Source organism: Pseudoalteromonas sp. CnMc7-15, assembly GCF_022347925.1.
Taxonomy (GTDB): Bacteria; Pseudomonadota; Gammaproteobacteria; order Enterobacterales; family Alteromonadaceae; genus Pseudoalteromonas; species Pseudoalteromonas ruthenica.
Window position 1 is genome coordinate 334,160 of the sequence record NZ_JAKRFT010000001.1, and the last position, 21,417, is coordinate 355,576.

Consider the following 21,417-nt stretch of genomic DNA (forward strand, 5'->3'; position numbering starts at 1 on the left):
GTCATCTCTCCTAGTAAGTACGAGCTTTAGGTGGGAACGCTTCACGAAGCTTAGGTGCATAGTTTACATCACGCTTAGACATTTCTTCTGTCTCAGGGTTGTAAACACTGTGGCACAGCCAATTTTCGTCATCACGGTCCGGGTAGTCGAAGCGCGAGTGTGCACCACGGCTCTCAGTACGGAAATTCGCAGCAACCGCTGTTGAGTAAGCTGTTTCCATCAAGTTATCAAGCTCTAAACACTCGATGCGTTGAGTGTTGAACTCGCTTGACTTGTCGTCCAAGCGGGCATGCTGAAGACGCTCGCGAATTTCTTTTAGCTCTTTAAGACCCGTTGCCATTGAATCACCTTCACGGAATACCGAGAAGTTAAGCTGCATACATTGCTGTAGGTCTTTTTTGATTTGCACTGGGTCTTCGCCCTGGCCTTCTTTTGATGTTTCCCAACGGTTGAAACGTGCCAATGCACCTTCAATGTTGTCGCTTGAAGCATCACGTTGCGCTTGGTAATCGTTCAAGTAAACACCTAGGTAGTTACCTGCTGCACGACCAAATACAACCAAATCAAGTAGAGAATTACCACCTAGGCGGTTAGCACCGTGTACAGATACACAAGCGATTTCACCGACTGCGAATAGACCTTCAACAAGCGTGTCGTTGCCTTGGGCATCAACGCTTAGCACTTGGCCGTTCACATTAGTTGGTACACCACCCATCATGTAGTGACAGGTTGGAATAACTGGAATTGGCTCTTTCGCTGGGTCAACGTGAGCAAAGGTTTTAGCTAGGTCACATACGCCAGGGAGACGTAGATTTAGCGTTTCCTCACCAAGATGATCCAGTTTCAGTTTAATATGCGGGCCCCATGGACCTTCACAACCACGACCTTCGCGGATTTCGGTCATCATTGAACGGGCAACTACGTCACGTGACGCTAAGTCTTTGGCATTAGGCGCATAACGCTCCATGAAGCGCTCGCCATCTTTGTTCAGAAGATAACCCCCTTCACCACGGCAACCTTCGGTTACCAGGGTTCCGGCACCGGCGATCCCGGTTGGGTGGAACTGCCACATTTCCATGTCTTGCATGGCTACGCCAGCACGTGTGGCCATACCCACGCCGTCACCCGTGTTGATGTGCGCGTTAGTGGTCGAGGCATAAATACGCCCTGCACCACCGGTGGCAAGCACAACAACTTTCGATTTGAAGTAAACCACTTCACCAGACTCGATGTCGATAGCTGTACAACCCACTACCGCGCCGTCGTCGTTTTTAACAAGGTCCAGTGCATACCACTCAGAATATACATTGGTTTTGTTCTTTACGTTTTGCTGATATAAGCAGTGCAGCAAGGCGTGACCAGTACGGTCCGCAGCAGCAGCTGTACGCGCTGCTTGCTCGCCGCCGAAGTTTTTCGACTGACCACCGAATGGGCGCTGGTATACGCGGCCGTTCTCAAAGCGTGAGAATGGCAAGCCCATGTTTTCAAGCTCGGTGATTGCCTCTGGGCCAGTTTTACACATGTACTCGATGGCGTCTTGGTCACCGATATAATCGGAGCCCTTAACGGTATCGTACATGTGCCATTCCCAGTTATCCTCGTGCGAGTTACCTAGTGCTACGGTAATACCACCCTGAGCCGACACGGTGTGTGAGCGGGTTGGGAAAACCTTGGAAATAAGCGCACAAGACTTGCCTGATTCAGTGATTGCTAAGGCTGCGCGCATACCCGCACCGCCAGCGCCAACCACTACTGCGTCAAATTCGCGAACTGAATATTTCACTTAAACACCCCATAGAACAAACAGGCCAACTACTACGTAAGATAGGGCCATAAGGTTTAATACGAAGCCAAGAAACGCGCGTAGTTTGGCGTTCTTTACATAGTCGGTTAGCACCTGCCATAGGCCGATGCGTGCGTGCACCATAATGCACGCAAGGGCGATTAGGGTGTATACCTTCATCGCGAAGTTACCGAATAACCCCGACCATGCTTCATAGGTTAATGCTGGAGTGCATAGCAGATAACCAATAATAAATAGTGCATAAGAGCTGATGATAAGTGCCGTCGCTCGTAGCGATACGAAATCCTGAACACCATCACGCTTTAAAGATGCTTGATTTAAGACCATAGCCAAACTCCCGCCAATACGGCAACAATCACCCACAATACAAAGCCGATTTTAGCGGTTGCATTGCCTGAATCTAATTCTTTCCACGGACCCAAGTCTTGGATTAAGTGGCGTACACCTGCGATGAAGTGATACGAGAGAACGGTGAGGGTACCCCAGGCGATAAATTTGGCAACAAACCCGGTTAACAGGCTTTTGACAAATTCAAATCCTTCCGGAGAAGACAGTGACACAGCCCATGCCCAGATAACAAAGGTCAAGGCAAAGAACATTGCGACACCGGTGACGCGGTGCAGAATTGATGCTTTGGCCGTTGCTGGCATAGAGATGGTCGTTAGATCGAGATTTACAGGTCTTTGCTTTTTCACAGTTACTTGCCCATCTTGCTCACATTGATAAATAGAGCCATCTACATTGTTGTTATAACCATTTATGCAATCACTGCATAAATGCGCTCACATAAATAAACCCACAGACGCGAAAAAAGATCACTTTATTTGTTCAATTTTAAAGCGAAATTTCACGTGTTTGTAATAAACGGTTTACTCAAAGACGTTACGGTATTGAACCCCTGACAGTATATAAGTCTGCAGCGGATATTACAATTCTTGTTTAGTCACGGAGGTTTGCGAATTAGCCATTGGTATAATATTTAATCTTTGCAGAATATTTATTATACACAAATGCATTAAAATTGACTTTCTACCCCTCTTGTACGTTAGAATGATCGGAATTTGCTTAACATTAGTATCACGCATAACAGCTTTAGCTTGTTATTCTTATAGGAGATAATTAGATGGCAGATAAGAAAGCCACTGTCCATATTGATGGACAAGACCCGATTGAACTTCCCATTTACGAAGGTACTGCGGGTCAAGACGTTATCGACGTCCGTACCTTAGGCGCACACGGCTACTTCACCTACGACCCAGGGTTCATGTCGACTGGCTCTTGTGACTCATCTATCACCTACATCGATGGTGGTAAAGGCGTATTGCTACACCGTGGTTACCCCATTGATCAGCTTGCTGAACAATCTAACTACGTCGAACTTTGCTACTTACTGCTTAACGGTGAATTACCGTCAGAAGCAGAGCTTGAAGAATTCTCTAAGTCAATCACTCTAAGCACCATGGTGCACGAGAAAGTGGCGGCCTTCTTCCAAGGTTTCCGCGTTGATGCTCACCCAATGGCGATGCTATGTGGTGTGGTTGGTGCCATGTCTTCTTTCTATCACCAAGACTTAGACATCTCAGACCCAGCGCAGCGTAAGCGCAGTGCCACTCGCCTAGTTGCGAAACTGCCGACTATCGCAGCGATGGCGTACAAGTACACCATTGGTCAACCATTCGTTTACCCACGTAACGACCTGAGCTACGCAGAGAACTTCTTACACATGATGTTCTCAGTGCCTTCTGAAGATTACCAAGTAAATCCTGTGCTTGCTAAAGCCATGGACCGTATCTTCATGTTGCACGCTGACCACGAGCAGAACGCATCAACTTCAACGGTACGTATTGCTGGCTCATCTGGTGCTAACCCTTATGCATGTATCGCAGCGGGTATCGCATCACTTTGGGGCCCTGCGCACGGTGGTGCCAACGAAGCATGTTTGAACATGCTGCAAGAGATTGGCTCAGTTGATCGCATCGACGAATACATCGCTAAAGCGAAAGATAAGAACGACCCGTTCCGCCTAATGGGCTTCGGGCACCGTGTTTACAAAAACTTCGACCCACGTGCCACGGTAATGCGTGACACCTGCCACGAAGTATTGAAAGAGCTAAACATCGAAGATCCTCTTCTAGATGTTGCTATGCGCTTAGAGCAAATTGCTCTTGAAGACCCTTACTTCGTTGAGAAGAAACTATACCCGAACGTAGACTTCTACTCAGGTATCATCCTTAAGGCGATTGGCATCCCAACCAGCATGTTCACCGTTATTTTCGCTATGTCGCGTACTGTCGGTTGGATCTCGCACTGGGATGAAATGCTGTCTCAGCCTGGTCACAAGATCAGCCGTCCACGTCAGCTATACAAAGGCGCAACGAAGCGCGATTACGTCGCTCAAGACAAGCGCTAAGCAACGCGTTTTAGAGTTGAAAAAGGTCGCTCCCAAGCGGCCTTTTTTATTGCCATTTCAGCCTAGTTCTCTACAATGGCGGCATTTGTACAGCCAGCTTTACTAACCATGTTTGATATAGACGCAATACGCCAAGATTTCCCTGCCCTGACTCAACATGGTGACACCGAACGTGTTTATTTTGATTCGGCCGCAACGGCGCACAAACCACGCTGTGTGATTGACACCTTGACGCGCTTTTACAGCCAGGAAAACGCCAACGTGCATCGCGGCGCACACCAATTAAGTCAGCAAGCAACCAGCCGTTATGAGCACGCACGCCAGCAAGTGGCCGAATTTATCGGCTGTCAACATAACGAACTGGTATGGACCAAAGGGGCCACCGAGGCCATTAACCTGGTTGCCTATGGGCTGACGGCGCAGTTACAACCCAAAGACGTGATTTTAATAACCGAACTTGAGCACCACGCCAACATCGTCCCGTGGCAGCAGCTAGCGAAGCGCACCGGTGCAACATTGATGGCCGTACCGGTCACCCCCGCAGGTCTACTCGATATTGCTCAAGCGGAGCATATGATTGCCCAGTATCGACCCAAGGTATTTGCCCTGGCCCATGTTTCAAATGCCCTTGGCAATATTAACCCCGTTAAAGCGCTACTCAGTCAGGCCAAGCAACAAGGTGCTTGGACCTTGGTTGATGGTGCCCAGTCGCTGCTACATTTGCGCCCGCAAATGGCCGACTTGGTCTGCGACTTTTTCGTGTTTTCGGCACATAAATGTCTCGGCCCTACCGGCCTTGGCGGATTGTTCGGGCGCTTTAGTTGTCTTCAGCAACTCGATGTTTTTCAAACCGGCGGCGAAATGGTCGCCAAGGTGCGTATTGAGCATACCGAATTTAACCCGCCCCCGAGTAAGTTTGAAACCGGCACACCGAATATCAGTGCGGTGCTTGGCTTTGCCGCCGCCATTGAGTATTTAAATAACCTCGATAGCGCCGCCCTAGCAGCGCACGAGCGTAGCCTAATGCAGTATTTAGTGGCGCACTTAAGCGAAATTGAATCGGTGTCCTTGCTTGGCGACATGCAGCATAATGTCGGTACCGTCAGCTTTTATGTACAATCTGAGCACCCCTATGACATTGCCACCTTACTCGATATGGAAGGCATTGCCCTGCGCCATGGCCACCACTGCGCGCAGCCGTTAATGCATGCGTTAGGGGTGAATGGTACGGTGAGAGTCAGCTTGGCGTTCTACAATACCTTTGAAGAAATCGACCACTTTATCAGTGCGCTACGTAATACCTTGGAGATGATGGCACCATGAGTTATAGCAATTACCCTGAGCTAAAACAGGCTTTTCAAGCCCTTCACGGCTGGCAACAACGTTATCGTGAGTTGATGCTGTTGGGAAAAAGCTTGCCAGTCCTTGCCAATGAGCTAAAAGTCGATGAAGCTAAGGTTTCCGGTTGTGAAAGTAATGTCTGGTTGTATATCGACTTCACTCCCCAAGAAGATAAGCTGGTTGTGGTGGCCGACTCCGACACTCGCATTGTTAAAGGATTACTGGCGTTGATTCTCATGATGTACAACGGTAAAACCCCGCAACAAGCAGCGGCCCTTGACGCCGAGCAAGAGTTCGAGGAGTTAGGTTTGATGCGCCACCTCAGTCCCTCGCGCGGTAACGGCATTCGCGCCATTGTCAGCGCGATTAACCAATTTGCCAAAAGCCACTGTTAACCCTGGCTTTGCTCACTCAAACGTTGGCGCTTATTTAAGTATTTGCGCACTGCTTTAGCCGCTGCGAAAAAGCCAAAGCTGCCGGTCACCATGGTTGCCGATCCAAAGCCATTAGCACAGTCCATATTCATCGTTGAATCGGCCCCTTGCTTAGCTCGACATACCTGCCCATGGCCATCGGGATAGACCAACTGCTCGGTGGAATACACACAATCGACATCAAACTTACGCTTCGGATTGTTGCTAAAATTATATTGTTTGCGCAGTAAATAGCGAACCTTGGCCAATAACGGATCGTGGGTGGTTTTGGCGACATCGCCAAATTTTATCTCACTCGGGTCGGTTTGCCCTCCCGCGCCGCCGGTGGTGATAATAGGTAACTTATTGCGTTTGCAATGGGCAATCAAGGCCGCCTTTTCCTTCACCGCATCAATGGCATCGATGACGTAGTCAAAGCCTTGAATGTGTTCGCGAATGTTATCCATAGTGATGAAATCATCAATCACATGCACGGTGATCTGTGGATTGATAAGCAGGCAACGCGCTTTCATAGCTTCCACTTTGGCTTCGCCCACCGATTGCGAATGCGCATGAATTTGCCGGTTACTGTTGGTAACGCATATATCATCGAGGTCGATAAGGGTGAGCTGCCCTACTCCGGTACGCGCCAGCGCCTCGGCTACCCAACTGCCGACCCCGCCAATGCCGATGACACAGAAATGCGCCTGCTGCAGCCATTGGGTTTGCTGTTGTCCGTAAAGGCGGCTGATACCACCGAAGCGAAGTTGATAATCATCTTGTGTCATTGTCTCTACCAATTTAACTGCCAAGGTTGGTTGTCACAAAAGCTTAAAAGTGTATTTAACTGCGCTGCATGCTGTCCTTCTTGCATCGGCGCACAAAAACAATAATGCTGGTCGCGATATTGAAAACGCAGCGCGTACGCATGTAAATAGGTGCGATCGCTGGCCTCGGCGCCATACAGGGTATCGCCCAGAATCGGTGCCGATAATGACTTCATGGCAACACGGAGCTGATGTGTTTTGCCACTGAAAGGCTTTAACACCATGCCCCTTAGTCCCGGTGCCAGCGAGTAGCTATAAAATCGGGTAATGGCCGGGTTTTCTTGGGTTTTTAGTAGCTTAAAAGCGCCGCGCCGGGCTTTGCCCATGTCACCTTTGATCCACCCCTGCTTCTTTTTCGGTTTTGCCGTACAGAGCGCCATATAGAATTTATCTACCTCGTGGGCACTGAACATCGCCGTGAATGTGGCCGCCACCGCGCTGCTTTTTGGTAGCAGCACTAAACCTGAGGTCACCTTATCAAGGCGATGTACGGGGTAGAACTTAGTGTCCAATTGCTGCTGGGCTATGGCCACCAGCCCCGGCTCGTTATCCTGCGAGTGAAAATCCATCCCCGCCGGTTTATATACAACGGTGAAATCGCTGTCATCATTGATGACTGTGAGGGTACTCATTGAAGTGCGCTTATCACTCGCGCTAGGTCTTCTTCGGTATCCACTCCCGCAGCGGGCACCTGTTTGGCTTCGGCCACGTTAATGGTGAAGCCATGATAAAGCACACGTAATTGCTCCAGCGACTCCAGTTGCTCTAAAGGCGATGGCGCCAAGCCGATATACTCATTAATAAAACCTGCGCGATAGGCATAGATACCGATATGGCGTTGCATGTGGCGAATGTCTAACTCACAGCTTTTTGTTAGTAATGCATCGCGATGATAAGGGATCGGCGCGCGGGAGAAATAAAGTGCTTGCTGTGCAGTATTACTCACCACCTTCACTGCATTGGGATTGAGCGCCTCTTCGCGGTCTATAATCGCCGTCGACAGGGTCGCCATCGGGGCGTCGTTACCACTGAGCAATTGCGCCACTTGGGCGACATTTTCTGGCGCTAGTAGCGGCTCATCGCCTTGCACATTAACCACCAGTGTATCGTCATCTAACGCTAGCTTAGCTACGACTTCGGCTAAACGCTCTGTGCCGGATTGGTGGTCTTCCCGGGTCATCACCACGGGGGCACCGAAGCCCTCGCACACGGTCGCCACATCAACGTGATCGGTGGCCACATAAACCGCCGTCGCGCCAGATAACACCGCACGCTCATAGACGTGCTGAATCATTGGCTTGCCGGCTATATCAGCCAGCGGTTTGCCTGGTAAGCGTGTAGAGGCATAGCGTGCGGGAATAATAACTACGAATTCCACTGCTCAACCTCGTCACTGCTCAACTCTCGCGCTTCGTTTTCCAACAGTACCGGAATGTCATCACGAATTGGGTAAGCCAGTTTCGCAGCGGTACTAATGAGTTCTTGATTGTCTTTATCGTAGCGCAACTTTCCCTTACAAACTGGGCAGGCAATAATTTCTAAGAGCTTAGTATCGAACGCCATTTACAGCACCCCTTTACGTTTTAAAATAGTTGTTAATTGAGTTTCCAAAACCTGATTGGCCTTGGCATCTACGCGTAAATAATAACACTGCCGGTGAGCGAAAGTACGACATTTTACCGCATCTTTCTCTGTCATATAGACAGCCTGTTCGCCAAACTGGGTTAAATCCGATGCTTGATAATGGTGATGGTCACGATAATGCACGGCTTCACTAATAGCCACGCCAATTGCTTGCAGGCTCTGCTCAAAGCGCTCCGGATTGCCAATCGCACTGATGGCGACGCCCTTTGCAAAAGGGGGCGATAGCGGCTGCTCATCGGCAACCCCATAAAGCCCGGATGAGGCTAACTGATAACTGGCTTGTCCTGCTTGCTCACCATTATAGATCACCAAATCGACAGACTTTAGCCGCCCTTGACCCTCGCGCAACGGCCCTGCGGGGAGCAGTAAGCCATTGCCAAAGCGCCGCGCGGCATCGACTATACATAATTCGATATCGCGCTCTAGCGCGTAATGCTGCAGACCATCATCGCTGAGAATGACATCGACACTGTGTTGCGCCAGCAATTTTTCTATACTGGTCTTGCGATCGCCGCCAATCACCACCGCACATCCGCTGCGTTTGGCCAGTAGCACCGGCTCATCGCCGCCTTGATGGGGCTCGGTGTCCGCTGTGACCACAAAGGGCGTCTCTGGTGGGTGGCTGCCATAGCCACGGGAAATAATACCAACGCGCTTACCGCGTTGCTGCAGCAGCTCGGCCAGATAGAGTGTCATGGGCGTTTTACCATTACCACCCACACTGATATTACCCACGACAATCACTGGTACTGGCGCCCGATAGGCCGTGAATAGGCCCAAACGATAGCCAAGGCGACGAGCATGACTAACCAACCAGTATAAGGCCGTTAACGGCAATAACAGCACCGTAATCAGGCTCAGTCGGCGAAACCAAGAGCGCTCTATCGCAGCGCCGATGCCGTTATCGGCGCGACTCATTGCCCCTCGCCTTGCTGCATTTTTGCCAGCGCCGCATAGGTACCGTTGGCATTTAACAGTTCGCCATGGGTGCCCTGTTCAATAATTTGTCCATGGTCGAGCACATATATGCAATCTACTTGCTCTATGGTCGACAAACGGTGGGCGATAATAATCGCGGTTTTGTCTTTCATCAGCGACTCAAGCGCTTGCTGGATTAACTTTTCCGACTCGGTATCGAGTGCTGAGGTGGCCTCATCGAGGATCAGTATCGGTGCATCTTTAACCAGAGCCCTGGCAATGGCAATACGCTGGCGCTGACCCCCGGAGAGCATGACACCGTCTTCACCAATCATGGTATTTAAGCCTTGCGGCAAGTCTTTAACAAACTCCCACACATGTGCTTTTTTGGCTACTTCGATAAGGGCTTGTTCGCTCAGCGGTTGTGCCAAGCCATACATAATATTGTTAGCAATAGTATCGTTAAAGAGCACCACCTGTTGCGAGACAATAGCAAACTGTTGACGCAGGCTCGCCAGAGTCAACTCATTGGTGGCAATACCATCGAGTTTAATCGCCGATGCCGGGTCGACGTCATAGTAACGCGGTAATAGGTTCGACAGCGTCGACTTACCCGAGCCCGAACGCCCGACCAGGGCGATATTTTGCCCCGGAGTAATATCCAGTGACAATGACTTTAATACCGGCTCTGCGACATCGGGGTAATGGAAGGTCAAGTCGGTAATTTGAATATGCCCTTTGGCTTTTTCTAGTACTTGCGTGCCGGTGTCTTTTTCCTGTTCGGTATCAAGCACGGTGAAGATACTTTGCGCAGCGGCGATACCACGTTGCAGCTCGCTGTTAACATTGGATAGCTGCTTCAGCGGGCGTAGCATCAGCATCATCGACGAGATCAGGCTGACAAAGGTTCCAGAAGTAATTGAGTTAAGCATGCTGGGCATGGAGATAAGCACTAAGATCACCGCCATAGATGAGGCAGCAAGAATTTGAATGACCGATACGCTCAGCGCTTTGGTGGCATCCATTTTCACCCGTTGCAGGCGGTTGATATTGTTAACGTGGGCAAAGCGCTCGGTTTCCTGTTGCTGGCCATTAAAACCATGGATCACTTTGTGTCCTGAGAGCATCTGCTCTGAGCAACGGGTAACATCACCCATGGCATTTTGAATATTTTTGGAAATACGGCGAAAACGCTTAGACACCACAGTCACGATGATGGCAACAATCGGCGTGATCACTAAAAACACCAGCGACAGCTTCCAACTGGCGGCAAACATCACCACCAATAAAAATGCCACATACGCCCCTTCGCGCACCAGCACCAACAAGGCTTTGGTAATAGCCTGTTGCACCTGCTCGGTATCAAAGGTGATCTTTGAGATAAGCTCACCATTGGAGTGCTTATCATGAAAACTCACCGGGAGGTTAAGCATGTGTTGGAACAAGTCTTGGCGCAATGAGCGCACCACTTGCGAACCCACATAGGCCAAACAGTAACTGGACACAAAGTTAAATGCGCCGCGCCCTAATACCAACGCAATCACAACAAAAGGAGCCCAAGTCAAAACAGCGCTGTTACGCTCAGTTAAACCTTCATCGATAAATGGCTGCATTAGCCACACAAAGGTGGCATCCATTGCTGAATACCCTAGCATGCCAATAATGGCGACAATGGCGGCGGCTTTATAAGTTTTTACATAACCAAGTAGTCGCTTATAACTTTGGGAGGCGCTTTGCTGCATAATACTCTCGAATCAACGCAATAGCGGGTATTGTAGCTTTAGCAAAGCAAAAACAAAACTCAATCACTGATAAACCAATAGCTTTTGTCTGCTTTTGCTGTTTTTATCTGCATTTCGGTGTCATAAAATTGCACCCGAATCCCACCTTGCAATTTAGTTTGGTATTGCTCTGCATTATGCGCTGCAAAACGTGCGAACACCTCGGGGTGTGGCATCTGCCAATTACGACGGGTGCCACTTGAGTGAATCACCACCTTAGGCTTGGCTTGTTTAATAAACGCGGCACTAGAAGAGCTGTCACTGCCATGGTGGGCACTGACCAAGACATCCACTGGCCTTATTTTATCTTGCGTTAACAGCTGCTGCTCTTCTCGCTCGGTGATATCACCGCTTAGTAGCACATTGTATTTGCCATCACTGATGTGCACCACACAAGAGTTAGCATTGTCATTTTGCTGATTGCTGTGCGGCCAAATAGAGCGAACAGTCAAGCCATGCCAGCTCAATTCGCTCATTCTACAGATACCTGGATTACCATTATGAAAGGGTTTTAAGGTGTGCCCATACCCTGCTTGTAGCCAGTGCTCTAGCCCGCCAGCATGGTCATTATCGCTGTGTGAAATAATGGTATGTTCGACCTGCAAGCCTCGCGCGTTAATGATAGGTAGCAAGGTATTTTTAACTATCGAGTAGCGCGAGAAATAACTAGGTCCAAGATCATAAACCACGGCTTTGCCCTGGCGGCTGATCACTATGCTCAGCCCATGGCCGACATCAAGCACATCAAGTTGCCATCTGGGTTGATAAACCCATTGCTGTGCACAATAGCCAACAAACAATCCCCCTGCATAACACACAGGCCATAAACTGGGTTTTATCAGTATGGCCATAACTGTAAGGTAATAAATAATAACCACTGTGGTATCAAGCTCACCGGTGGAAAACCAAAGTACTGGGCCAAGCTCTATCGCCCCTTCTAACGTCGAGGATAGCGCCAAGTCCAATTGACGCAATAGCCATAGCATTGGTTCGCTGAACCCAGTTAATACCACGACAATCAGTAAAGGCAATAAAATAAAGCTGACAAAAGGCACGGCAATCAGATTCATCGGGGCACTGGCCCATGAAAATCCACCGAATGTCGCTGCACTCAATGGCGCTAAGGCAATAAACAACCATAGCTGAATGAACATATAACGACTAAGCCAGTGCCATCGTTGCGACTGCACCAAAGCAATAACAATGGCCGCCACAGCTAAAAAAGAAAACCACAGCCCGATATTAAGTAACGCAAAAGGATTCGCTAACAACACGCAGGCCAAGGCGATAAGCAAGCAGCGCGACAACGAATAGTGTTGTCGTGAAAAATACAGCCAAACAAAAACGGCTAACATCAGCCAAGCTCGTTGAGCACTGATAGGCAGCGCGCATAACAGCACAAATATACCGGATATCAAAAGCGCCACATCTGCCACTAATCGGTTTGTAAGGGCCTGTTGCCATTGTCCTGAGCGCACCCCATGCGCTGCACACCAAAGTCCGCACTTAATACCTATAAAGCACAACCCGTACAGCAAAGAGATATGCAACCCGGAAATAGCTAATAAATGGATAATACCGCTGTGTTTGAAGAACTGATTGTGCTTGGGCTCTATATCACTGCGTTCTGCGCTCAGTAGTGCTAAGTATACGCCTTTTAACTCAAGCGGTTGCAGCTGCGCTTTCAACCAAGCCAGGTAACGCTGCCTTATCGACGGCGGTGCGTTAGTAATCGTTATGTTTTTAGCTGAGCTTCCCGTGAAACTGAACCCATGTAAAAACCCATAAATTCGCCTATCGAGCACATCGTAGTTAACACGCCAGCGTTTCGATTTGACGCGCATATCAGCGCTCAGCTTAGCACCCATTGCGACAGGCTGATTGGCATGCACCGCTACACTGAGTAAATGGTTTTGATAAAAAGGAACAGCGTAATCAGCCACATCATTGAGGCGCAAGGTGACAAATTGAGTTGCCCCCAATACCCGTGTTTGTTGCACTGTGCCATGCACCTCAACGTATGCACCACTCAACGATGGTCCATGCCAGGTAAATATAAGTTGGTAGTAAACCAGGGTATAGCCAATGGCGAAGACCACACCGCGAATAAAGCCTAAAAATACACCACAATACACCCTGATTATTGCCATTATAGGTATTATGATAAAAAGTACTGGCAGTGACGGGGTGAAAAGTGACAAAATACACCCGAACGCGAATCCACTGCACACCGCAATAGATGTACAGGGCCCTATCCCATGGCGAAGAAAACCATTCAACGGTTTTTACCCGATCACAATAAGATTAAACAGCAAAAGTCGCTACGCATATTTGGGCGATTTTTACATGACGCTAATCTGTGGCATTTAAACAGACGATCGGCGCGAGGTGCCTTTTCCGTAGGCCTATTTTTCGCATTCATTCCGGTTCCCTTCCAGATGATTTTAGCGGCTGCTGTGGCAATACCTCTGCGGGTCAACCTGCCTTTGTCCATCGCCCTAGTGTGGATCACCAACCCTTTGACTATGCCGCCGATTTTCTATTTTTCTTATTTGGTCGGTACGTGGATTTTAGGACATCAAGAGCAAGCCTTTTACTTTGAAGCGAGTTGGCAGTGGCTGAGTGACAGCCTCACAACCATTGGGCCTGCGTTTTTAGTAGGTTCGCTGGTGTGTGGCACAGTCGCCGCGCTTATTAGCTTTATAGTAGTTGATTTTTTGTGGTGTCGCGGTGTTAAAAAAGCATGGCAAGCTCGAAACTCTGACCATGGCAGCTAAATTTAAGCCATAAAAAAACCGCCAGTTGGCGGTTTTTTTATGCGTATAACACTTACAGGATATCGATAAGCTCGATATCGAAAATAAGTGTTGAATAAGGAGCAATAGCTGCACCTGCACCGCGCTCACCGTAAGCAAGGTCATGCGGCACATACAAGCGCCACTTTGAACCTGTAGGCATCATTTGTAACGCCTCGGTCCAACCTTTAATAACACCACCTACTGGGAACTCTGCAGGTTCGCCGCGCTCGTAAGAGCTATCAAATACAGTACCGTTGATAAGTGCACCGTGGTAATGAGTGCGAACGGTCGCATCAGCGCTAGGCTTGTCACCTTCGCCCTGTTCGATTACTTCGTACTGTAGACCCGATTCAGTCACTGTTACTTCTGCACGCTTAGCGTTGTCAGCTAGAAAAGCTTCGCCTTCTGCGGCCAATACTTTTGCTTCTTCTTCGCGGCGTTGCTGAATCTCAGCGTTAATTTTTTCAAACGCTGCCTGGATTTCAGGGATTTCTACTTGGAAGCTTTCACCGGTAAAGGCATCCTTCATTCCTTCAAACACGGAATTTACGTTCATTCCTTCGAAAGGGGTTGCTTTTAGTTGCTCACCCATTTGTAGGCCAATGCCGTAGCTTGCCTTTTCCGCGTCGGTATTAAATTTATCAGACATAAAGTTGTTCATCTTTTGTTTCTATAAATGCCTGCACAGGGTAACACACTGAAAAACGCACGTCAGTGCTGGCTAGAAAATCTAAGACGATGAGCGCTCATTTGCCGAACTATTGGCCACTTTTGCGCTGATCCAAGGCATTAACCAAACGAAAAGCAGCAAAGACACAATGCTAAATACCCATAGCCAATAAGGGAGCCCAACGAATAATGGCTGGATCATGACCCCAAATACGATGATGCCCAAACAGCTTATGATCAGTGCGCTTAAAATAGCCAAGGTGTTATCGTATTTTGTGATTAAATGGGCGGTAAGCAGGTTAAAACTGGCGATGGCAGTTAACGTCATAATCCAGTTTAGCTCGGCATCGCGAACAAGAGTTAACACCACATCTAAGCCCTGTGCATATAAAAATGCCACAATGCCCCAAGCAACAATACGCATTACATTATGCATGAGCGAGTAAATCCTAATAGGTTAATAGCCGCCATTATAACGGGAAGCAAAACGAAAAAAACCGCCAATAAGGCGGTTTTGGGAATGAGGTGGCGGAGAGATAGGGATTCGAACCCTAGATGGGCTATTAACCCATGCCGGTTTTCAAGACCGGTGCATTCAACCGCTCTGCCATCTCTCCGAATTGGCGCGCATATTAATGGCTTTTGTTGGCGCTGTAAAGCGTTTTAAATCAATTTAGTAATATTGCCGAGGGCGCTTGGCGATCAGCGCACAAATAACACAGCCTATAAGCGCCAACAGTGCAAAAATCACACTTTGGGTAATAAGTTCTGGCCGTTGATTCTTACTGGCAGGAACAATGAGCAAACACAAAGCCGGTAATGCACTGAAACACAAAATATAAGCGGAGACCTTAAGTGCTCGTAAAAAGCCAAAACGTTTAGTGTAAAGCATCCAAATGGCAATAAACACGACCACGGCCATGGCGCTCAAGGTGATGTAAAGAGGCGCTTTGGTTAGCATCGCCACATAGGTCGTCATTAACGCCCCAACGACACCCCAGAAAGTCCATAAGCCCCAGCGTTCTTTCTCTCTTAAAAATAGGTTACCCATAGCAATACATCTTCTTCTTATTATTTATTAGGGTCTGCTCAAAACTTAGCCTAACAAAAATAATCATGATAAAAAACCGAGCATTTAGATTATTTTCCCGTTAATTTGGCGAAATTCGACACACGATAACAAATAAAAGGTTAATGAAAGATGACTCATTCGTAGCTGCGGGCACAATATAATGCTCGTTGCCCGCACAGGGCGTTTGACACTAACTTATTAAAATAGTTCACAGCGAGTCAGTAAAAAAATCAGCGACTTGGTGGCGACGCTTCTTAGGACAATCCACGGTAGGCGTTCCCAGATAAAGGAAGCCGACAATTTCATCGTCATCAGTGAGCTTTAAAGCCTGTTTAACTGTGGCTGATTTTGCAAATGCACCCGTTCGCCAAATACCCGATAAACCTTGAGCAAATGCCGCTTGTTGCATAGCAAATGTCGCGCAGCTAGCACTGGCCACTTGCTCGACCCACGGCACTTTATCGTGTTCAATGTACTTCATGATACAGACGATCACCATTGGAGCTCGCTCAGGCAATGACGCTGCACGCTCAATCACTCGCTCGCCCATGTCTTCTTTTTGCGCCGCCTGTAAGAAAATATCACCTAGCTTTTCGCGCTGGCGTTCTTGTAAAACGATGAATTTCCACGGCGCAAGGTGGCCATGATCTGGTACTCTCAATGCCGCTTGCTGAATAAGTTCAAGTTGTTGAGCATTAGGCCCGGGAAAAGAAAGCTGGCTATCAGATTGACGATTTAATAAAAGCTCTTTTGCATTCATGGCTATATATGAGAATGTGAATAATTAACAAAAGAGTACCATATTCAAGCGATGATAAAAATGGCCCAAACGGGCCATAGAATTGTAGCTCCTGAGAATGAGTGTCTAGCACCTGGCGTTATTCACGAGGTGCTGGACGCAAGTAATAATCGAGGCTGACAAAACGACCACCACCATAGAAAAATAGCGCTAACAACATGGCAAAATAGATACTCGCAAACTCAATACCGTTATTAAGAATGACGATGTTGCCGGTTTCATATAAATACTCAGGGCGGCCATTTTCGGCAATCAGCTGCTTCATAATATCGAGCCGCTGCTTAGCTTGCATGGAGTTCTCTAGACTCTGCTGCGCTCCTGGAACCCCTCCCCAATCAAGCACTTTTGCGGCACTGGTATCTGGGTTAGTTGGCGTAATTGCAAACCAGCCATTATGCCAATGCACGGTTGTAGCGGCCACAACCATGGTAAACATTAAAGGGATACTCACTAAGCGTGTAAACAAGCCAACAAGGATGAGCCATCCACCTAAAAACTCGGTCCACCCGGCTAAAAAAGCAAGTACCTCAGCAAATGGTAGGCCTAAGCCCCAGTCGCTATTGCCGAACCAAGCAATGACATTGGCATCGGCGAGTAATCGTTGCGACCACGCAAGGTCGCTATTAGCAAGGTTGAGTTTATTAAAGCCCGCAATGATCATCACAGGGGCAAGAATTAAGCGCATACACAACGATGGTAGCCCATCGAGAAAGCTGAGTTGTGATAGCAGTGAACGGTAAACACCGGTAACGGTGGTGAGCATAGGGCACCTTGGGTCTGAGTTAACTAATATTGATATAGCACACAGACCGCCGGGTGCCGGAAGTTATTTCATATTATTGACAGCAGTTAGCTTTTGCTTTGCTAGGCACTATTAAATTTCTCTCGCTACTAGTAAGGCTTCTTTAATTGCCCGCTTAGCGTCAATTTCTGCTGCCAGCTTAGCACCACCTATCACATGGACTTGAGCACTATGTTGCTGATCAACTTGCTTAAATTGGGCATCATTGGCAGTTTGCCCAATGCAACCTATCACAGTATCAACATTCAGCACTTTTGCTTCGCCATTTACACGAATATGTAACCCCTCGTTATCAAAACGCTCGTACTGACATTCACCAATTTGCTCCACGTCGTGCATTTTTGCCACTTTACGGTGGATCCAACCCGTGGTTTTCCCTAACCCCTTACCGAAGTGCCCTGCACTGCGCTTAAGCATATAAATCTTTCTATTGCTTTTATGCAGTTCAATAGGTTGCTCAATGCCCCACTGGGCTTTGAAATGCTCAACGCTTTGGTGATGTTGCTCGGTTAAAAACGCAACCATATCAAAGCCTATCCCACCTGCACCTAAAATAGCGATGCGGTCGGTGAGCGTCACGTCACCGCGAATAACCTCGTCATAACGATAGATGCGTTTACCATCGGCGCATTCAATATCCGCTTCACGAGGCGACACCCCACAGGCGAATACCACATCATCGTATTCGTTAAGCATGGCCGGCTCATATGCCGTATTGGTTTGTAAATCAACGCCTTGACGCACCACCTCTTCACTGAAGTATTTGAGTGCTAATTGAAAATCTTCTTTACCCGGGATACGCATGGCGAGATTGAACTGACCGCCTAAATCATTGGATTTTTCGATTAAGGTGACATTATGGCCACGTTGGCGTAAATAAATACTTGCTGCGAGTCCCGCAGGTCCAGCACCAACAACCAATACCTTTTTCGCTTTTGCGGCTTTTGTGATGGCGTAGTCAAGCTCAAATGCAGCGAGTGGGTTCACCAAGCAAGTGGCTCGTTGCCCTTTAAACACGTGATCCAGGCAGCCTTGGTTACACCCTATGCAAATATTGATTTGTTCGCTGCGTTGTTGCGCATATTTATTAAAGAGCTCTGGGTCAGCAAGCAGTGGCCGAGCCATGGATATCATGTCGGCTTGACCTTGGTTTAAAATGCTATTGGCTATGTCCGGCGTGTTGATACGGTTGACGGCAATAACGGGCTTATCTGTTGCTTGTTTAAGGCGCTCTGAAGCTTCTCTAAAGGCCCCTGGCGGCACCATAGAAGCAATTGTTGGCACGCGCGCCTCGTGCCAGCCAATGCCGGTGTTGAAAATATCAACGCCCGCCGCATCCAGCGCTTTGGCCTGAGCAGTAACCTCTTCGGCTGTCGAACCATCAGGAATTAAATCCATCACCGACAGGCGAAATACAATCATAAAGTCATCATTGACAGCAGCGCGCACGGCTGAGACGATTTCCTTAGCTAAACGCATACGGTTTTCATTGCTACCGCCGTATTCGTCGGTGCGCTTATTGGTATGCGGTGCCATAAATTCGTTTATTAAATAGCCTTCTGAACCCATGATTTCGACACCATCATAACCGGCTTTTTGCGCTAGCTTGGCGCTTTTGGCAAAGTCTTTAACGGTGCTTTTTATCATCCCCACCGACATAGCCTTCGGTGTGTAAGGCGAAATAGGCGCCTGAATAGCGCTCGGCGCGCAGCTAAATGGGTGGTAGGCATACCGTCCGGCGTGAAGCAGTTGCAAACAAATCTTGCCACCGTGCTTGTGCACGGCTTGGGTGTATTTTTTATGCTTTACTACATCAAATACACTGTTAAAGGAGGACGAAATAGGCGTAAGCTTACCGCGAATATTTGGACTATAACCGCCTGTAACAATGAGGCCCACGCCTCCCTTCGCGCGTTCTTCGTAGAATGCAGCGAGGCGTTTGCGATTATGCCACCCCTCTTCTAAACCGGTGTGCATAGAGCCCATCACGAGCCGGTTTCTTAATTCTCCATGCATCAATTTTAGTGGTTGTTCTAGCATGGTGTTACCCCTTTACTATTATCTGGTCATACCTGTTTCAGGGTAGCGATCTTTGCCGCATTGAGCAAGCACTAGCGATACAGTATTCGCCAATATAAACACTTCGTTACTTTTTTCTGTTTAAACTTTTCAACCCTTTAGGCTAATATGGGATTCTATCCCGTACGCCCCCAAAATGGATAAAGTAAGGATCTGATTTTGATTAAAAAAGCAGTAAAGGCCACTTGGCATGGAATTAACTTCTCGCGCCAACTTTTGGTCAACATTCTTTTTATAGTGCTTGTTATCGCTATTATAGCGTCTATTGCAAGCGATGAAGGCGAGATTATCGTCCCTGACGGTGCCGTGCTGACACTTAACTTAAATGGTTATTTAGTTGAGCAGAAACGCTATGTTGACCCTCTCGATGCAGTATTTGCTGGACCGTTTGGGGGCCAAGATGAGCCGGCAGAAATTTTGGTTGATGACGTTGTTGATGTGATCAATAACGCTGCTAAAGATGATCGTATCACCGCTATGCTGCTCGATTTACAGCAGATGGGTGGCGCGCACATTAATAAACTCAATGCCGTTGCCGATGCCATTGACGCTTTCAAAGCGCAGGGCAAACCGGTTATTGCTACTGGCTATTATTACACCCAAAGTCAATATTACTTGGCAGCGCATGCTGACGAAGTAAATTTACATCCTTATGGCGGCGTTTCAATCGATGGTTTTGGTGTCTACCCAGTGTATTTCAAAGAAGCACTCGATAAACTTAAGGTGACGCAACACGTTTTCCGCGTCGGTACCTTTAAGTCTGCGGTTGAACCTTTGATTCGTAACGACATGTCCCCCGCCGCAAAAGAAGCGAATAAAGAGTGGTTGGGTGAATTGTGGCAGCAGTATAAAGATGAAATCACCGCACTACGTGGCTTCGATGCCAGCAACTTTGATGAAACCCTTGACGACTATTTACGCAAGCTTTCGCAAGTAGACGGGAACAGCGGTGAGTATGCACAGCGTTTTGGTTGGGTGGATGCACTTAAAAATAATCAACAAATTCGTCAACAGATGGTCGACCTAGTCGGTTACGACGACGAAGGTAAAAACTTTTTACAAATTGGCTTTAACGACTACCTCGCATCGTTTAAATCGCCCATGCCATTCGAAAACCCAATCACGGAAAAGGTGGCGGTTATCGTTGCTAAAGGAACCATTGTTGATGGTGAGCGACGCGCTGGCGAAATCGGCGGAGACAGCACAGCAGCCCTACTTCGTGAAGCCCGTGAAGACGACCTGGTAAAAGCCGTGGTATTACGCATTGATTCCGGTGGCGGCAGCATGTTTGCCTCAGAAGTTATTCGTCGCGAAGTCATCGCTCTTAAAGAAGCAGGCAAACCTGTGGTTGCCTCTATGGGCTCAGTGGCAGCTTCGGGCGGTTATTGGATTGCTTCTGCAGCCAATGAGATATGGGCTGCTCCAAGCACCATCACTGGTTCAATCGGCGTGTTTGGCACAATCATGACATTTGAAGACAGTGCTGCCGAGTTGGGAGTATATTCTGATGGTGTGGGGACAACCGAACTGAAAGGCTCATCCATTCTGTTGGGTCTAAAAGATAAGATGGCACAAGCGATTCAAATGAGTGTTGAGAATGCCTACGAGCGCTTTTTGAATGTGGTTGCACAGTCTCGCAATATGAGCCCTGCTGAGGTGGATGATATCGCCCAAGGCCGAGTGTGGATTGCAACTCAAGCAAAAGAGCTCGGGCTAGTGGACAAACTTGGTGATAAAGACGCAGCCATCAGCGCTGCCGCTGAAATGGCCAGCCTCAAGCAGTATGACGTTAAACTCATTGAGCAACAGCTGACGCCGCGTGAGCAACTGTTAAATAGCTTATTGAGCTCGTCCATGGTTAGCACGCTAATCGATAAGCAGACCCCGGCAAGCGCAAACCTTGGTGCGACCATGCAGGTCAATAGCTTACTAAAACAGGTTGAGCAGCAGGTTCAGAGTTTACAAAACTACAATGACCCTGATGGCATCTACGCTAAGTGCTTGGTATGTCGTGTTTCTAACTAGCGCTTAAAGCCTGGAATGATATACTAGCCCGATGA

The 21,417-nt window shown here is 48.2% G+C and carries 21 protein-coding genes and 1 tRNA gene; 5 read left to right on the top strand and 17 right to left on the bottom strand.

Annotation, left to right across the window (positions count from 1 at the left end; translation table 11 throughout):
- Positions 1–10: 10 nt before the first annotated feature.
- From sdhA to sdhC, 3 genes are read right to left on the bottom strand one after another with little or no spacing between them, the layout of a single operon-like run.
- Entirely contained in the window at positions 11–1,783 is a 1,773-nt protein-coding gene (gene sdhA / locus MHM95_RS01505) for a succinate dehydrogenase flavoprotein subunit (RefSeq protein WP_045978836.1), read from the bottom strand.
- The gene (sdhD, locus tag MHM95_RS01510; RefSeq protein ID WP_022944506.1) at positions 1,784–2,131 is read right to left on the bottom strand and encodes a succinate dehydrogenase, hydrophobic membrane anchor protein; all 348 of its coding nucleotides are present in this window, start codon (positions 2,129–2,131) and stop codon (positions 1,784–1,786) included.
- A complete protein-coding gene (sdhC, locus tag MHM95_RS01515; RefSeq protein ID WP_051034453.1) occupies positions 2,122–2,499 on the bottom strand; it encodes a succinate dehydrogenase, cytochrome b556 subunit in 378 nt (125 codons plus the stop codon). Before sdhC ends, sdhD begins: the two co-directional genes overlap by 10 nt.
- A gap of 428 nt (positions 2,500–2,927) precedes the next feature.
- On the opposite strand from sdhC, the gene MHM95_RS01520 reads away from it, so the two are divergent.
- The 3 genes from MHM95_RS01520 (at position 2,928) to MHM95_RS01530 (ending at position 5,950) form a co-directional block, all read left to right on the top strand.
- Complete coding sequence (locus tag MHM95_RS01520; RefSeq protein ID WP_045978838.1) at positions 2,928–4,214, top strand: citrate synthase; 1,287 nt, start codon at positions 2,928–2,930, stop codon at positions 4,212–4,214.
- Positions 4,215–4,289: 75 nt separating this feature from the next.
- Positions 4,290–5,537: a cysteine desulfurase gene (locus tag MHM95_RS01525; protein WP_239384010.1), complete on the top strand. Its 1,248-nt coding sequence runs from the start codon at positions 4,290–4,292 to the stop codon at positions 5,535–5,537.
- A complete protein-coding gene (locus MHM95_RS01530; RefSeq protein ID WP_138588116.1) occupies positions 5,534–5,950 on the top strand; it encodes a SufE family protein in 417 nt (138 codons plus the stop codon). Before MHM95_RS01525 ends, MHM95_RS01530 begins: the two co-directional genes overlap by 4 nt.
- Here the strand turns inward: MHM95_RS01530 and tcdA are convergent.
- Genes tcdA through MHM95_RS01565 form a run of 7 tightly spaced genes read right to left on the bottom strand, consistent with a single transcriptional unit; the run spans position 5,947 to position 13,288 of the window.
- Positions 5,947–6,756, bottom strand: a complete 810-nt coding sequence (gene tcdA / locus MHM95_RS01535) for a tRNA cyclic N6-threonylcarbamoyladenosine(37) synthase TcdA (protein WP_239384011.1) — start codon at positions 6,754–6,756, stop codon at positions 5,947–5,949. The genes MHM95_RS01530 and tcdA overlap by 4 nt on opposite strands.
- A 5-nt stretch (positions 6,757–6,761) precedes the next feature.
- Complete coding sequence (locus MHM95_RS01540; protein WP_239384012.1) at positions 6,762–7,427, bottom strand: TIGR01621 family pseudouridine synthase; 666 nt, start codon at positions 7,425–7,427, stop codon at positions 6,762–6,764.
- A complete protein-coding gene (gene kdsB, locus MHM95_RS01545) occupies positions 7,424–8,173 on the bottom strand; it encodes a 3-deoxy-manno-octulosonate cytidylyltransferase (protein WP_022944512.1) in 750 nt (249 codons plus the stop codon). The genes MHM95_RS01540 and kdsB overlap by 4 nt, the downstream gene beginning before the upstream one ends.
- A complete protein-coding gene (locus MHM95_RS01550; RefSeq protein WP_045978843.1) occupies positions 8,161–8,358 on the bottom strand; it encodes a Trm112 family protein in 198 nt (65 codons plus the stop codon). Before MHM95_RS01550 ends, kdsB begins: the two co-directional genes overlap by 13 nt.
- On the bottom strand, positions 8,359–9,357 hold the full coding sequence (gene lpxK, locus MHM95_RS01555; RefSeq protein WP_239384013.1) for a tetraacyldisaccharide 4'-kinase: 999 nt from the start codon (positions 9,355–9,357) through the stop codon (positions 8,359–8,361).
- Positions 9,354–11,099, bottom strand: a complete 1,746-nt coding sequence (msbA, locus tag MHM95_RS01560) for a lipid A export permease/ATP-binding protein MsbA (RefSeq protein ID WP_239384014.1) — start codon at positions 11,097–11,099, stop codon at positions 9,354–9,356. The genes lpxK and msbA overlap by 4 nt, the downstream gene beginning before the upstream one ends.
- A gap of 59 nt (positions 11,100–11,158) precedes the next feature.
- Positions 11,159–13,288 (bottom strand): DNA internalization-related competence protein ComEC/Rec2, encoded by a 2,130-nt coding sequence (locus MHM95_RS01565; RefSeq protein ID WP_239384015.1) that lies wholly within the window; start codon positions 13,286–13,288, stop codon positions 11,159–11,161.
- Between the two features lie 108 nt (positions 13,289–13,396).
- Here MHM95_RS01565 and MHM95_RS01570 point away from each other — a divergent pair, with 108 nt between their 5' ends.
- Positions 13,397–13,915: a DUF2062 domain-containing protein gene (locus MHM95_RS01570; protein WP_239384016.1), complete on the top strand. Its 519-nt coding sequence runs from the start codon at positions 13,397–13,399 to the stop codon at positions 13,913–13,915.
- Between the two features lie 52 nt (positions 13,916–13,967).
- Here the strand turns inward: MHM95_RS01570 and MHM95_RS01575 are convergent, their stop codons facing one another.
- The 7 genes from MHM95_RS01575 to MHM95_RS01605 all read right to left on the bottom strand — a co-directional run bounded on the left by MHM95_RS01575 (position 13,968) and on the right by MHM95_RS01605 (position 19,318).
- The gene (locus MHM95_RS01575) at positions 13,968–14,585 is read right to left on the bottom strand and encodes an FKBP-type peptidyl-prolyl cis-trans isomerase (protein WP_026111357.1); all 618 of its coding nucleotides are present in this window, start codon (positions 14,583–14,585) and stop codon (positions 13,968–13,970) included.
- Positions 14,586–14,666: 81 nt separating this feature from the next.
- Positions 14,667–15,041, bottom strand: a complete 375-nt coding sequence (locus MHM95_RS01580) for a hypothetical protein (RefSeq protein WP_239384017.1) — start codon at positions 15,039–15,041, stop codon at positions 14,667–14,669.
- Between the two features lie 90 nt (positions 15,042–15,131).
- Positions 15,132–15,222, bottom strand: a tRNA-Ser gene (locus tag MHM95_RS01585).
- A 56-nt stretch (positions 15,223–15,278) separates the two neighbouring features.
- Complete coding sequence (locus MHM95_RS01590; protein ID WP_239384018.1) at positions 15,279–15,656, bottom strand: hypothetical protein; 378 nt, start codon at positions 15,654–15,656, stop codon at positions 15,279–15,281.
- A 229-nt stretch (positions 15,657–15,885) separates the two neighbouring features.
- Positions 15,886–16,437, bottom strand: coding sequence for an NAD(P)H nitroreductase (locus tag MHM95_RS01595; RefSeq protein ID WP_239384019.1), 552 nt, complete (start codon positions 16,435–16,437; stop codon positions 15,886–15,888).
- Between the two features lie 118 nt (positions 16,438–16,555).
- Positions 16,556–17,239: a DoxX family protein gene (locus MHM95_RS01600; RefSeq protein ID WP_239384020.1), complete on the bottom strand. Its 684-nt coding sequence runs from the start codon at positions 17,237–17,239 to the stop codon at positions 16,556–16,558.
- A 111-nt stretch (positions 17,240–17,350) separates the two neighbouring features.
- Positions 17,351–19,318 carry an NADPH-dependent 2,4-dienoyl-CoA reductase gene (locus MHM95_RS01605; protein WP_239384021.1) on the bottom strand — a complete coding sequence of 656 codons (1,968 nt, stop codon included), beginning with the start codon at positions 19,316–19,318 and terminating at the stop codon, positions 17,351–17,353.
- Between the two features lie 198 nt (positions 19,319–19,516).
- On the opposite strand from MHM95_RS01605, the gene sppA reads away from it, so the two are divergent.
- Entirely contained in the window at positions 19,517–21,382 is a 1,866-nt protein-coding gene (sppA, locus tag MHM95_RS01610) for a signal peptide peptidase SppA (protein ID WP_022946603.1), read from the top strand.
- Positions 21,383–21,417 lie beyond the last annotated feature (35 nt).

Excerpts from the sequence above, each read along its gene's own strand:
- MHM95_RS01525 (WP_239384010.1), top strand. The coding sequence starts at position 4,290 with ATGGCGGCATTTGTACAGCCAGCTTTACTAACCATGTTTGATATAGAC.
- lpxK (WP_239384013.1), bottom strand. The coding sequence starts at position 9,357 with ATGAGTCGCGCCGATAACGGCATCGGCGCTGCGATAGAGCGCTCTTGG.
- MHM95_RS01605 (WP_239384021.1), bottom strand. The coding sequence starts at position 19,318 with ATGCTAGAACAACCACTAAAATTGATGCATGGAGAATTAAGAAACCGG.
- MHM95_RS01540 (WP_239384012.1), bottom strand. The coding sequence starts at position 7,427 with ATGAGTACCCTCACAGTCATCAATGATGACAGCGATTTCACCGTTGTA.
- MHM95_RS01530 (WP_138588116.1), top strand. The coding sequence starts at position 5,534 with ATGAGTTATAGCAATTACCCTGAGCTAAAACAGGCTTTTCAAGCCCTT.
- tcdA (WP_239384011.1), bottom strand. The coding sequence starts at position 6,756 with ATGACACAAGATGATTATCAACTTCGCTTCGGTGGTATCAGCCGCCTT.
- MHM95_RS01575 (WP_026111357.1), bottom strand. The coding sequence starts at position 14,585 with ATGTCTGATAAATTTAATACCGACGCGGAAAAGGCAAGCTACGGCATT.
- MHM95_RS01565 (WP_239384015.1), bottom strand. The coding sequence starts at position 13,288 with ATGGCAATAATCAGGGTGTATTGTGGTGTATTTTTAGGCTTTATTCGC.
- MHM95_RS01550 (WP_045978843.1), bottom strand. The coding sequence starts at position 8,358 with ATGGCGTTCGATACTAAGCTCTTAGAAATTATTGCCTGCCCAGTTTGT.
- MHM95_RS01520 (WP_045978838.1), top strand. The coding sequence starts at position 2,928 with ATGGCAGATAAGAAAGCCACTGTCCATATTGATGGACAAGACCCGATT.
- MHM95_RS01590 (WP_239384018.1), bottom strand. The coding sequence starts at position 15,656 with ATGGGTAACCTATTTTTAAGAGAGAAAGAACGCTGGGGCTTATGGACT.
- sdhD (WP_022944506.1), bottom strand. The coding sequence starts at position 2,131 with ATGGTCTTAAATCAAGCATCTTTAAAGCGTGATGGTGTTCAGGATTTC.
- MHM95_RS01600 (WP_239384020.1), bottom strand. The coding sequence starts at position 17,239 with ATGCTCACCACCGTTACCGGTGTTTACCGTTCACTGCTATCACAACTC.
- MHM95_RS01595 (WP_239384019.1), bottom strand. The coding sequence starts at position 16,437 with ATGAATGCAAAAGAGCTTTTATTAAATCGTCAATCTGATAGCCAGCTT.
- MHM95_RS01570 (WP_239384016.1), top strand. The coding sequence starts at position 13,397 with ATGGCGAAGAAAACCATTCAACGGTTTTTACCCGATCACAATAAGATT.
- MHM95_RS01580 (WP_239384017.1), bottom strand. The coding sequence starts at position 15,041 with ATGCATAATGTAATGCGTATTGTTGCTTGGGGCATTGTGGCATTTTTA.
- msbA (WP_239384014.1), bottom strand. The coding sequence starts at position 11,099 with ATGCAGCAAAGCGCCTCCCAAAGTTATAAGCGACTACTTGGTTATGTA.